At 66.5% G+C, this 11,524-nt stretch carries 11 protein-coding genes and 2 pseudogenes; 8 read left to right on the top strand and 5 right to left on the bottom strand.

Annotation, left to right across the window (positions count from 1 at the left end; translation table 11 throughout):
• Window positions 1–82: 82 nt before the first annotated feature.
• From AB0J09_RS40185 to AB0J09_RS40175, 3 genes are read left to right on the top strand one after another with little or no spacing between them, the layout of a single operon-like run.
• Entirely contained in the window at window positions 83–1,612 is a 1,530-nt protein-coding gene (locus AB0J09_RS40185) for a hypothetical protein (protein ID WP_360703010.1), read from the top strand.
• Window positions 1,609–3,789, top strand: coding sequence for a hypothetical protein (locus AB0J09_RS40180; protein WP_360703007.1), 2,181 nt, complete (start codon window positions 1,609–1,611; stop codon window positions 3,787–3,789). Before AB0J09_RS40185 ends, AB0J09_RS40180 begins: the two co-directional genes overlap by 4 nt.
• Window positions 3,773–4,189 (top strand): hypothetical protein, encoded by a 417-nt coding sequence (locus AB0J09_RS40175; RefSeq protein ID WP_360703005.1) that lies wholly within the window; start codon window positions 3,773–3,775, stop codon window positions 4,187–4,189. The genes AB0J09_RS40180 and AB0J09_RS40175 overlap by 17 nt, the downstream gene beginning before the upstream one ends.
• A 3-nt stretch (window positions 4,190–4,192) precedes the next feature.
• On the opposite strand, the gene AB0J09_RS40170 is transcribed toward AB0J09_RS40175, so the two are convergent.
• The 4 genes from AB0J09_RS40170 to AB0J09_RS40155 all read right to left on the bottom strand — a co-directional run bounded on the left by AB0J09_RS40170 (window position 4,193) and on the right by AB0J09_RS40155 (window position 7,286).
• The gene (locus AB0J09_RS40170) at window positions 4,193–4,702 is read right to left on the bottom strand and encodes a hypothetical protein (protein WP_360703003.1); all 510 of its coding nucleotides are present in this window, start codon (window positions 4,700–4,702) and stop codon (window positions 4,193–4,195) included.
• 266 nt (window positions 4,703–4,968) lie between these two features.
• Window positions 4,969–5,091: a hypothetical protein gene (locus AB0J09_RS40165; protein ID WP_360703000.1), complete on the bottom strand. Its 123-nt coding sequence runs from the start codon at window positions 5,089–5,091 to the stop codon at window positions 4,969–4,971.
• A gap of 54 nt (window positions 5,092–5,145) precedes the next feature.
• Window positions 5,146–6,372: a cytochrome P450 gene (locus AB0J09_RS40160; protein ID WP_360702998.1), complete on the bottom strand. Its 1,227-nt coding sequence runs from the start codon at window positions 6,370–6,372 to the stop codon at window positions 5,146–5,148.
• Window positions 6,373–6,542: 170 nt separating this feature from the next.
• Window positions 6,543–7,286 (bottom strand): SDR family NAD(P)-dependent oxidoreductase, encoded by a 744-nt coding sequence (locus AB0J09_RS40155; protein WP_360702995.1) that lies wholly within the window; start codon window positions 7,284–7,286, stop codon window positions 6,543–6,545.
• A 255-nt stretch (window positions 7,287–7,541) separates the two neighbouring features.
• Between AB0J09_RS40155 and AB0J09_RS40150 the strand changes: the two genes are divergently transcribed.
• The 3 genes from AB0J09_RS40150 to AB0J09_RS40140 all read left to right on the top strand — a co-directional run bounded on the left by AB0J09_RS40150 (window position 7,542) and on the right by AB0J09_RS40140 (window position 9,855).
• Entirely contained in the window at window positions 7,542–7,940 is a 399-nt protein-coding gene (locus AB0J09_RS40150) for a DoxX family protein (protein ID WP_360702992.1), read from the top strand.
• A 71-nt stretch (window positions 7,941–8,011) separates the two neighbouring features.
• Complete coding sequence (locus tag AB0J09_RS40145; RefSeq protein WP_360702989.1) at window positions 8,012–8,950, top strand: NAD(P)-dependent oxidoreductase; 939 nt, start codon at window positions 8,012–8,014, stop codon at window positions 8,948–8,950.
• Window positions 8,947–9,855 carry an RNA polymerase sigma-70 factor gene (locus AB0J09_RS40140; RefSeq protein WP_360702986.1) on the top strand — a complete coding sequence of 303 codons (909 nt, stop codon included), beginning with the start codon at window positions 8,947–8,949 and terminating at the stop codon, window positions 9,853–9,855. The genes AB0J09_RS40145 and AB0J09_RS40140 overlap by 4 nt, the downstream gene beginning before the upstream one ends.
• 616 nt (window positions 9,856–10,471) lie before the next feature.
• Here the strand turns inward: AB0J09_RS40140 and AB0J09_RS40135 are convergent.
• On the bottom strand, window positions 10,472–10,639 hold the full coding sequence (locus AB0J09_RS40135) for a hypothetical protein (protein WP_360702984.1): 168 nt from the start codon (window positions 10,637–10,639) through the stop codon (window positions 10,472–10,474).
• Between the two features lie 144 nt (window positions 10,640–10,783).
• On the opposite strand from AB0J09_RS40135, the pseudogene AB0J09_RS40130 reads away from it, so the two are divergent.
• Window positions 10,784–11,038 (top strand): annotated as a pseudogene (locus AB0J09_RS40130) (IS256 family transposase); the annotation flags it as partial.
• 77 nt (window positions 11,039–11,115) lie between these two features.
• Window positions 11,116–11,524, top strand: a pseudogene (locus tag AB0J09_RS40125) (hypothetical protein); the annotation flags it as partial.

The following is an 11,524-nucleotide window of genomic DNA, read 5'->3' as shown; positions in this document are numbered from 1 at the left end:
GATCAGGGCACTCGGGGCCATCCACGGGGAATTCTCGTGGCCATCAGCCGGGACTCAACTGGCCGCCTACCAGGAGTCTTCCATGGCCGTCGGCAAACGCCCACCACGGAGCCCGGCAGAGATCACGCCGGGGCTTTGGACTGAATGGTGTCTTTCGCTGCCTCTCATCAAGAGCGCGCAAGACCATCGCCGCATGCTTCGTGTCCTGCTGCCTCATCTCAGTGGGATCTCTGCTGAGACGTTGAGGGTCGTCGACCGGCCCATCCCAGGAACTCCTCCTGTCAAGGAACAGGCGTTCACCTATCAGGAGTTGCAGGCGATCCGGGCGCGGGCGGCGGCGACGTTCAACGCCGCGCTGGTGCGCATTCGCACGAATCGCGAGCACCTGCGCCGCTGGTATGCCGGGCAGTTCGCGGTCGGCAGCGGCGATTGGTTGCTCGGCGAGGCCTTGGATCACCTGCTCCGCACCGGGGAGGTGCCGCTGCTGGCAGGGGAAACCGGTGGTCGAGTTGTTCTGCCCCGCCATCTGGGGCAGGTGCTCGGCGGCACCGGGGCCGAACAGACCTGGGCCAGGCTCTACCTGAGTCGTGAGGAGGCGAGGGCCGCCGCGGTGCTCTTGGTCGCCCATCAAGCCTGGAACAGGGCGGTCCTGACCCGCATGCGCGTGCCCGAGCACGACCCGGCTGTTGGCGAGGCTTTCGACATCCACACCGTGGAGATCAACAAGCGACGTCGGCCGGTCCAGTTGCGCTACACCACCAACAATCTCCTCGATGCCGGACCCGACACACCTGGGCGGCTGATGAGCCAGGTGATCGAAGCGACGGAACTGGCCCGGCAGACCTTGAAGCTGCTGGACGCTCCCACCGAATTGCTGCTGGTCTGGCGGCGCCACTACGCGGCGCGCGATACCGGCAGCAGCCGGTTCGGCCTGGGCGTGCCCAAGAAGTATGGCCGCACCCGCAAGGAGAACTCGCTGCCCTACCCATTGGTCTGGGCCAGCCTGCGCCGGCTCCGCCGCACCGTTCAAGTGCTCCTGCTCAAGGAACCCGCGCAAAACACCCAGGCCACCCACGAGAACGTCTACACGCTCCCCGAAGCGGCCATGTCAGACAGCGCCCACACCACCATTGCCCGAGGCCTGTCCGACGCCCTGAACCAAGCACACACCGTCGTCAAAATGCGCATGTTCCTGGGAGGCGAGGACAACCACCTGCTGGAGTTGGCCGACGATCCCGAACTCGTCCAGGCCATTGAAGCCGGCAAGTACGACACCGCGACCGGAGCTTGCACCGACTTCACCAACAGCGACTTCACCGAGCCGGGTTTGCCCTGCACCGCCTCGTTCCTGCTCTGCCTGGCCTGCGGCAACGCCGTCGCCACCCGACGACACCTGCCCCGCCTGGTCTATCTGCAGCAGGCCCTAACCGAACTGCGGGCCGCGGTGGACGAGCATGTCTGGAACCAAGACTGGCGGCAGCATCTGCTACGCCTGGAATCACTGCTGAACGATCACACTACCCCCGAGGAACAGCGCGCCGAACGGCGACGCGTCACGGCTGCCGACCGCCTGCTCATCGACCGGATGCTGCGCCGAAAGCTAGACGGATGACCACCACTCCTACACCCCAGACGCATGGCTGGGCCGTCGCGGACGACGACCCTTTCGTGACGCCCGAACAGCTGCCCGACGGCGTCGATCCAACCATCCTGTCCCGCTTCGGCGACCCCTGGTGGAACCTCTCGCCGCTCAACCCGCAGGGGCACAGCCCGGCCTGCTGCATCCACTGGGACCGCTTCCCCGAGGCCCTGCGCCCGGCGATGCGCCGAGCCGCATGGGCGGCCATTAACTTCCCCACGCCACAGGAACTCTTGGAGGGCAAAGGCGGCAGGCGAGTGAAATGGCCCAGCCCAAGCACCTTGCACAAATACGTTTCGGGCTGGGCACGCTTCTCTGACTGGCTTACCGCCCGAGGCATCTCCGAACTGCAGCAGGTGAACGAGGATGACCTGGAAGATTACGCCTATCACATCGCTCAACTCGCAAGGTCTGGCCACGGCGTCAACGAGCTAATGACCATCAGCCTGCTCTGGGGCCTGGCGCCCCACCTGCCCGATTATGATCGCTTGATCCGCCCGCCATGGGAAGGCGACGGCACGATCCGCGACTACTTGCCCGCGTTGAATCGGGAAGATGACACCACGAAAGCGATTCATCCCGCAGTGATGTCGCCCCTGCTGATCTGGTCCCTGCGCTTCATCCAGGACTTCGCCGAGGACATTTTGACCGGCTGGCAGGAGTATCAGCGCATCGAAAAACAGATCCGCATCCAGACAAAGCCGGATGGCTTTCAACGAGCCGTCGACCTGATCAACTCCTACCTCGCCGAAGATCGCCCACTTCCCGGCCACACCACGTATGGGCGCCTATTCACCGCCCAGCGCTACCTTGCGGGCATGGCTCAGGCCACCCCCATCCAGATCAAGAACGCTATCGTCAAAGCTCGCAGAGAAGGTGCTGTCGCTGCTCTCGGCCAGGAGGCGCCTCTCGAGGTTTCGATCCGAGGCCGAATCCACGAGCAGCCTTGGCGCAGCCACATCGACTACTATCAAGCCCCCACCCTGGTCAGGCGCCTCGCCACCGCAGCCATGATCGTGATCCTCTATCTCAGCGGCATGCGGGCTGCCGAATGCCTCCTACTTGAGGTGGGCTGTTGCCCTGAGCCTGAAGCCAGCAACGACGCAGGCCCCGTTCGTTACAAGATCTACGGCAATGTCATCAAAGGCGTCCGCGATCACAACGGCCGAAGCATTCCGGGTGGCAAACCACGAGATTTGCCCTGGGCTGTGATCCCGCCCGTGGTCGACGCTATCCGAATTCTGGAACGCCTGACTGGAAGTCGCTGGTTGTTCCCACTGAAAACCAAATGGAACAAGCAGATCGCGCGCGGGGAACGAAAGCGCAAGGGCGAACTCTTGACGGCAGAAGGTGCCAACGTTCGCATACAGGACTTCATAGCCGAGGTCAATCAGCTGGCCGACCAGCTCGGGCTGGCAGCCGAACGCATCCCTGACGACCCCGATGGACGCATCGTGGTCAGTCGGTTCCGCAACACGGTCGCCTGGCACATTGCGCGCCTGCCTGGCGGTCGTATCGCCTTGGCCATCCAATACGGACATCTGCGTGCCTCCGGCGTCACCGACGGCTATAGCAGCCAAGCCCGCCGAGGGCTGCGCCGGATCCTGAACGTCGAGACCGCCCGGGCCATGGCCGACTACCTCGACGACGTGGCCGAACGCCTCAACGATGGTGAAGGCGTGTCCGGGCCTGCCGCCCTGCGGATGATCAAAGCCGCCCGGGATGCGAAGATCCGGTTCGAGGGCATGTTCCTGTCCCCGCGGGACGCCGACGATCTGCTGGAGGAGCCGCAATTCCACGTCTATGACAACCCCGAGGCGTTCCTGACCTGCAACCACGACCCGGCCAAGGCGCTCTGCCACCCGGAGCGGACCGGCCGGGCCCCGCGGGACCTGCCGCCGGCCATCGACCGATGCGACCCGGCCTGCGCCAACATCGCCCGCACCGACACCCACATCGAGGCTCTGCAGCGGGAGGTCGCGCAGTTGGAGGCGGAAATCGCCGACCCGCTCACACCCGTCCCGCTGCGTGAGCGGCTCAAGCAGCGTGTCGGGACGCTGCGGGCAATCGTCGCCCGGCATCATCGGACCCGCATGGTGGCAGCTTCGCCAGATCGCATCGAGGAGAACAAGCGTGAGCCAGAGCGATGAGCAGGAGCGGACCGCGATCGTCGCGGCGATGGCCAGGCTGCTGTCCGGCATGCCACTGCGCTCATCCGGCAACCTCGACATCGTGACCCTCGCAGCCGAAGCCGGGCTGAAACGCCACCATCTCACCCACAAGCACACCGACCTGAAAGAACTGTTCTATGCCCAGGTCAAGACCCGAGGCGGCATCCCCGACAGGGAACGGAAGCTACACGAGGAAATCGCCGCGCTGACTGCCAAGGTCGAGAGCCTGCGCGCCGATCGTGACGGCTACCGGGCCGCGAGCGAGGTGTTCGCCCGGGCCATGAACGTGCTCACGATCGAGAACAACAACCTGCGCAAGGAACTCGACAAGGCCCGCTCCTCCACGGTCCGGCCGCTCAAACCGCCGGTCCCACGATGAGGCTCACCAGTCGTCGGAGTTGAAGGTCTCCGGGCCGTGGCAGGTGAGCCAGACTGCCTCATCGCTGGCGCCCGCCTCCCGGTCACGCCACGCCGTGCCGTCCACATAGGCCCGATCGCGCTGCAGTGCGGCGATCTTGTCGCGTAGTTTCTGCTCGGCCGCGCTGACCGGCAGCTTCTTCCGCCGGCCCGCCGCCTTGGCGGCCGCACGAGCCTGATCAAACTGAGCCTGCTTGGGCTTGAGCTCCGCGAACTCGGCAGCGATCTGATCGAGGATCTCAACGCGTTTGGCGGCGATTTCGCGCAACTCCGCGCGCACGGCCTTCTCCTCGGGGCTGACCTTGGATTCCTTGCCGCTCTGTCGCACACCGGTCTCCTGGAAGATCCTGGTGCGCTGCCGATCGAAGCCGGCCTTCATCTTGAGCAGCTCGGCCTCTCGCTCGGACATCTTCAGCCCGAACTTCATCCGGGGCGTCAGCGGCGGGCGCTGACCGGTCGGAGCGTTGATGCTCATCGGCTCATCGTCGCACCGAACCGGCTCCCTGTCACCGAAAAGATCAACGCCCAGCTCCGTGTCGGTCACGGAAAGCGACTGTTATCTTGGGTGGCTCTTAGTAGTCAGCCATGTCAGGCAAGTAAGGTGTCCGCGTACTTGCCTGACAGATATCCAGGGGTCTTCAGGCATGTCAGTCATGTCAGGTGCACTGCCTCGCTACTACCGGGCGGAGCGGGTGGTGGTTGATGAGGACCTTCTCCAACACGGGCGACAGAACCCCAAGATCACGAACCAAGTTGGTGCTGACGGCGCCGCGCCTGTGCCGCGGTCTCGTCGTCGGGGTGGTCGGTCAGCAGGACCACGATGCCGTCGTCGTCTTGGGCGAACACGGCCGGCTCGGTACGCACTGGCCGGAGTCGACGCAGACCCCGGTGTCGGCTTTGATCCGCATCATGTCCTGCTCACCAGGTGACCGGGAGTTCGTGAACGCCGTAGATGACGGCGTCGGTCTTGAACGGCAGGTCCTCGGCCGGTGCGGCGAGGTGCAGGGTGGGGATGCGGCGGAACAGCGTGTCGAAGACGATCTGCAGTTCCATCCGGGCCAGGTTCTGGCCGAGGCACTGGTGCGGGCCGAAGCCGAAGGCGAGGTGGTGGCGGGCCCCGCGCTCGACATCCAGGTCGGCCGGATTCTTGAACACGGCGGGGTCCCAGTTGGCCGACAGGGTCGAGACGATGACGCCGTCGCCGGCCTTGACGCTCACCCCGCCGATGTGCACGTCCTCGGTAGCCACCCGGGCAACGATCGTGTCGATGATGGCGAAGTAGCGCAGCAGTTCCTCCACGGCCATGGGCGTCCTGCCCGGGTCGGCCGTGATCAGGGCCAGTTGGTCAGGGTGGGTGAGCAGCCCGATCACGCCGAGCGAGATCATGTTCGCCGTGGTCTCGTGTCCGGCGGTCAGCAGCAGAAAGGCCAGGCTCACCAGGCCCGCGTGGTCGAGGGTTCCCTCCTGCCGTTGCCGGGCGATCTGCCGGCTGAACAGGTCGTCGCCGGGTTCGGACTCCTTGCGGGTGATCAGATCGTCCATGTAGGCGCGGAGTTCGGCGAAGGCGCGCTGGCGGTCCTCCGGGGAGGAGGTCCGGCGCACCGCCACGGCGGTGCGGCTTTGGAAGAAGTCGTGGTCGCCGTACGGGACGCCGAGCAGTTCGCAGATCACCAGAGACGGCACTGGCAGGGACAACGCCTGCACGAGATCGACCGGGCGCTGGTCGGTGGCGAGCATGTCGTCGATGAAGTGGTCGACGATGTCCTGGATCCGCGGGCGCAGCGCGGCCAGCCGCTTCACGGTGAACTCGCCGATCACCGGACGCCGGGCCGCGGCGTGTTCCGGGCCGTCCATGCCGACCATCGACGGCGGCTGCCTGCGCAGCTGTTGCAGGGTCGCCGCATCGACGTTCAGGAGCGGGAAGCCGTCCTTGCGCCGGTCGGAGGAGAAGCGGCGGTCGGCGAGGATGGCGCGGCCTTCCTCATGCCCGGACACCCACCACGCCTCGGTGCCGCTGGTCAGGCGGATCCTGTTGATCGGCGCCTGCTCGCGCAGCCGCTCGTAGGCGGCCGGCGGGGCGAACGGGCAGCCCCGCTCGACCGGCAGTTCCAGGTCGGCGAGTTCGCTGTCAACGCTCGTCGTCATGAATGGCCTCCCAGTAATAGATCTGGCTGAGTTGTTCCGGTCGTTCAAGGTCGGCGTTCATACGCGCGCCGCGTCGACCGCCGTCCTCGTGGGGGACAGTGATGGCTGCGAGAGGTGTCACCTCGGCCTTTGCGGGCTCGCCGGCACAGGGGTCGTGGGTTGCGCGGTGGTCACCAGGCAACGGGGCCAAGCCGATCGGTGAAGGTCCCTGTCGGTCCGTCGGCGTCGCTCAGCGCGAGTTTGACGATCGGATCGGTGCCCTCGGTGACCGTCAGCTGGCCGGTGTGGTTGTTCATGTCGGTGGCGGTGAATTTGTGGTTGGCGACTTCTCCGGGAGTGATGCAGTTGAACTTGACCTGCGGGATCGCCTGGGCGTACCGGATGGTGATCATGTTCAGCGCCGCTTTGGACGAGGTGTAGGCGAGCTCGTGCATTTTTGAGACGGCCTGCTGTGGATCGGTCACGACCGCGAAGGAGCCGCCGGCGCTGGACACCATCACCACTCGCGGATGGTCCGCCGCCTGCAGCAGGGGAAGGAACGCGTGCGTGACCCTGACCGGTCCGTACACGTTGGTGTCGTAGACGGAGTGAATTTCGTCAACCGTCGTGTCAACGGGCGCGATGAACTTTCCCGGCGCACCGGCGTTGTTGATCAATACATCCAGCCGATCGGTGTGCTCCCGGACGAGCCGGACGGCGTCGGTCACGGACTCGTCCGAGGTCACGTCCAGCGGGACCAGGACCACATTCGCGCCGCCGGCGGTCAGCTTGGCGGCGGCCGTCCGTCCTCGCCCTTCGTCGCGTGAGCCGAGAAAGATCGTCCAGCCCTGTTCGCCGAGCCGCCGGGCCGTTTCAAAGCCGAGTCCTTTGTTGCCTCCGGTGATCAACACCGAGGTCTGTTCCGAGTTCGTCATGCCCTCTAAGACGAGATGCCCCGATCGGCTGTGACACGGTGTGAGCGGCCTCACAGCCGAGAGCTTGTGGGCTGGTATCGGCGGAAGTTGTGTCCATCGGTCAGCCAGTCACCAGATCAGGATCGCTGCGATGGACACGACATGCGGCCCCGCCGGGGATCCCGCTGAAGACAGGACGCGCGAGGTTCGGAGATGTCACTGGCGGGGTCGCTGTCTCGTCTAGGGGGTGCAGGAAAATCCTCGATCAAGGAGTAGATGATGAACCTCGCCCTGTGGATTGCTGCCGGGTTCGTGGCTGTTCTAGCGCTGGGCAGCGGCATCCAAAAGACGTTCGTGCCCAAGGACAAGCTGGCTGCGTTCCATCAGAGGGCGTTTGCCTATGGATGGACCGCAGAGGCCAGTGTCGGCTTGCTCAAGACCTTGGGTGTCCTTGAGCTCCTGGCCGGGGTGGGCTTGATCCTGCCCGCCGCGCTCGGCATCGCACCGCTTCTGGTGCCGGTGACCGCCGTCTGCTGGATCCTGCTGATGGTCGGCGCCATGATCACCCATGCTCGACGCGGCGAATCGATGTTCGTGCTGGTGAACGTGATCTACCTCGCGGTTGCGGCGTTCATCGCGTGGGGCCGCTTCGTCCTTGAGCCCTTCACCGGCTGACGGGCGGCGACACACAGTTCCCGATCATCTGACCCGCTCTGCGGAGGGGCGGTGGTCGATCATGGAGAGTGATGATCATGCGAGTGTTCGTGGCAGGCGGGAGCGGGGTTCTGGGACAGCGGCTGGTGTCGCAGCTCGTGGCGCGAGGTCACCAGGTGACGGCCACGACGACGAGCGCGGCCAAGTTGGGGCTGCTGGCGGGGTTGGGCGCGGAACCGGTGGTGATGGACGGCCTGGATGCGCTGTCGGTCGGTGAGGCGGTGGCCACGGCTCGGCCGGACGCGATCGTGCATCAGATGACCGCGATGTCGATGGCGCACGCGGGCAAGCCCGACATCAAGCACCTCAACCGGTGGTGCACCCGGACCAACCGGCTGCGCACGGAGGGGACGGACCACCTGCTGGCCGCCGCCGAGGCCACCGGGGTCTCCCACCTCGTCGCGCAGAGCCACGCCTCATGGAACGGAATCCGGCAGGGCGGATGGGTCAAGACCGAGGAGGACCCGCTGGACCCGGAGCAGGCTACGGTGGCGCGCGCGGGGGCGGCGGCGATCCGCCATGTCGAGGAGGTGGTCGTCGAGGCCGGCGGTGCGGCCCTACGCTACGGCTGGCTGTATGGGCCGGGGGTCGTCGACGACCCGGTCGAGCTCATCCGCAAGCGGCAGTTTCCGCTGGTGGGGGCCGGTACCGGCTACTCTTCCCGGGTGCATGTGGACGATGCGGCGAGTGCCACGGTCCTGGCGGTGGAGCAGAAGGCCAGAGGGGTGTTCAACATCGTGGACGACGAACCGGCGCCGGCCGGCGAATGGCTGCCGTATCTGGCGGAGTGCGCGGGAGCGAAGCGGCCGAAGCGGGTGCCCACTTGGCTGGCCCGGCTGCTGGCCGGACAGGTGGCGGTGACGATGATGACCGAGCGGCGCGGCTTGTCCAACGCCAAGGCCAAGCGGGAGCTTGGCTGGCGGCTGCGCTACCCCTCGTGGCGGCAGGGTTTCAAGGAGGAGCTGGCATGAGGGCCGAGGAGTTTCAGGAGCTGCGGCCGCTGTTGTTCTCGATCGCCTACCGGATTCTGGGCAGCGTGAGCGAGGCCGAGGACGCGGTCCAGGAGACCTGGCTGCGCTTCGAGGCCGCCCCGACCAAGCTCAGGTCGGCCAAGGCGTTCCTGTCGGCCACGGTGACCCGGATCTCGATCGACGTGCTTCGCTCGGCCCGCGTCCGGCGGGAGGAGTACGTCGGGCCGTGGCTCCCCGAGCCGCTGCTCGCCGACCCTTACCAGGACCCGGAACGGTCGGCGGAGCTGGCCGACTCGTTGTCGATGGCGGCCTTGGTGCTGCTGGAGCGGCTGTCCCCGCTCGAGCGCGCGGTCTTCGTGCTGCGAGATGTGTTCGACTTCGGCTTTCCCGAGGTCGCCTCGGCCGTGGGGCGCTCGGAGGCGGCGTGCCGCCAGCTGGCGGTGCGAGCTCGGCGCCATATGGCCGCGGGCCGCCCCCGCTTCGAGGCGGACCGCAAAGAGCGAGAAGAACTGGCGTCACGGTTCTTCGACGCCCTCCGCGAAGGCGACGTCGCCGCCCTGCAGAACCTGCTGGCTGCCGACGTATCGCTGGTCGGCGACGGCGGCGGCAAGGCCCCGCAACTGGCCAGAGCCGTCATCGGCGCCCAGAACGTGGCCCGGCTGCTCGCCTCCGTCTTCCCCCAGATGGCCCTGATCGGCGTGACGGGCGAGCCGCACGAGGTCAACGGCCAGCCGGGCGCGATCTTCCGCGACCGGGACGGCAAGGTACTCCACGCCCTGGCGCTCGACGTACTCGACGGGCAGATCCAGACGATCCGCACGGTGATCAACCCCGACAAGCTCGGGCACATGGGCCCAGTGGCAGACGCCTGGGCAATCGACCGCGAAGTACGACAGGCACGCTGACCCACGCAATAGCCGCTACGACTGCACCTCGAACCCCAGCGGCCGGGTAGAGCAGCGTGCCGTCGAAGACCACCCTCGATGAGGGCCCCGGCACCGCGGTTCGGGTGGCGGCGCGGGCATGCCCTGCCCTATGGGCAGTTGACCAGGCCGTCCCAGGCCATACCGCGACGACGGCGTGGCAGCTGCGGCCAACCTACTTGCCTGACGTGACTGACAGGCCTTCAAGCAGCTGACCAGCCAGAACGCTCAACAACCCCAGATAACGATGGGATCACTCACGTGCCTCCGTGGATAACCGCAACGCGCGTCCTGCGTCCAGGCAACACGACCTCGCACAACACAACGATCTTCCGGGGAACGGCTTCCTCGTCCATCGGCGTGTGCTTGCTCATACGGGTGCCGTACCCGTACGGAGACGACCGCAGGGAACACCGCGCTCCAATTCTTCGGCAAGGCCACCGTCTCCCTGCCGAGCGGGGAGCCAACAGGTACGCCGCTGGTGCTCGCATCCGGTGGACCACCGTTCGACGAACGGGGCGAGCAGGCGGGGCACCGCGGCCTCGGCCAGGGCGAGTCCCTGGTCCACGGACACGTCGCGGACCTTGTAGAGGCCGTCTCACGCGGACGTGGTGGCTCCCAGGGTGAGCAGGCCGGCACGGGGCTGGAACGGCGACCGGGTGATGGTCCAGCCGATGATCCCGTCGCCGAAGTGCTGCGCTGGGCCGATATCCAGCTGGAACTGCTCACCGGCACGTTGCACGGCCTCTACAACCCCAATGGGCATGGCGCCACCCTGTTCGCGTTCTTCGCCGGAATAGGGGTGCCCGTAGTCTTGGCCGAGAATCCAACGAACCTACCCGTTACCTGCGATAACACAGCCGTTCGCGGTCGATGATGGATCAAACGTGACATCTACTTCTGTAGAGGATCTGCATCGACGGCGCCCACCGTCCTGCTCGCCGTGGCCGCCCTGACTTCGCTGGCTGCCGAGCTGGAACGCACCCACCCCGGTGCCGCCGCGTTGCTGCGTGAAGGCCTGGGCGTGACACTGACGGTGCTGCGTCTGGACGTGCCACCGACGCTGGCCCGCATGTTGCGCTCGACCAACCCCATCGAGTCGAGGATCTCCATCTGCCGCGACCACGCCGCCAACGTCAAACGCTGGCAGGGCGGACAGGTGGCGCCGCCCTGGTCGTGAGAGGTCAGGGCGTCCTTGTGGAGATCGACTTCGTCGCCCATAAAAGCACATAGGGTCAGAGCGTGGACAGTTCGCTCTACGTCCTCGTTGAGGACCTGCGCGGTGAGGGCGTTGAGAAGGTGCTCGACCGTGTGCGGGGGTGCGGCGTGGCCGGGATCACGGTCGGCGCCGTCCATCATGAGTCCCGCGACGTCACTCCGCACGGGCGGTCCAAGCTGACCCTGCGGCACGACGGGGTGCACTTCGACCTGCCGGACGACCTGTTCGCCGAGCTTCGCCTGGTGCCGCCTGCCGGTTACACCGACGCCTTCGACGGGCTGCTCGACGCCTGCCGGGCGCGCGGGCTGAAGCTGCACGGCCGGGCGGTGTTCCTGCGCAACGGCACCCTCGGCGCCCGGCATCCCGACGTGACCGTGCGCAACTGCTTCGGTGACCGCGGCTACCCGACCGACCTGTGCCCGGCCCACCCCG

The organism is Nonomuraea sp. NPDC049784, assembly GCF_040659615.1.
In the GTDB taxonomy this organism is placed as follows: Bacteria; Actinomycetota; Actinomycetes; order Streptosporangiales; family Streptosporangiaceae; genus Nonomuraea.
The sequence above is the reverse complement of the archived record's forward strand: the minus strand, read 5'-3'. Positions and strand labels throughout refer to the sequence as shown.

Bases quoted from the DNA above. Each gene is read 5' to 3' on its own strand.
- AB0J09_RS40185 (WP_360703010.1), top strand. From the start codon at position 83: ATGGCCGTCGGCAAACGCCCACCACGGAGCCCGGCAGAGATCACGCCG.
- AB0J09_RS40180 (WP_360703007.1), top strand. From the start codon at position 1,609: ATGACCACCACTCCTACACCCCAGACGCATGGCTGGGCCGTCGCGGAC.
- AB0J09_RS40170 (WP_360703003.1), bottom strand. From the start codon at position 4,702: ATGAGCATCAACGCTCCGACCGGTCAGCGCCCGCCGCTGACGCCCCGG.
- AB0J09_RS40160 (WP_360702998.1), bottom strand. From the start codon at position 6,372: ATGACGACGAGCGTTGACAGCGAACTCGCCGACCTGGAACTGCCGGTC.
- AB0J09_RS40155 (WP_360702995.1), bottom strand. From the start codon at position 7,286: ATGACGAACTCGGAACAGACCTCGGTGTTGATCACCGGAGGCAACAAA.
- AB0J09_RS40150 (WP_360702992.1), top strand. From the start codon at position 7,542: ATGATGAACCTCGCCCTGTGGATTGCTGCCGGGTTCGTGGCTGTTCTA.
- AB0J09_RS40145 (WP_360702989.1), top strand. From the start codon at position 8,012: ATGATCATGCGAGTGTTCGTGGCAGGCGGGAGCGGGGTTCTGGGACAG.
- AB0J09_RS40140 (WP_360702986.1), top strand. From the start codon at position 8,947: ATGAGGGCCGAGGAGTTTCAGGAGCTGCGGCCGCTGTTGTTCTCGATC.
- AB0J09_RS40135 (WP_360702984.1), bottom strand. From the start codon at position 10,639: ATGCCCATTGGGGTTGTAGAGGCCGTGCAACGTGCCGGTGAGCAGTTC.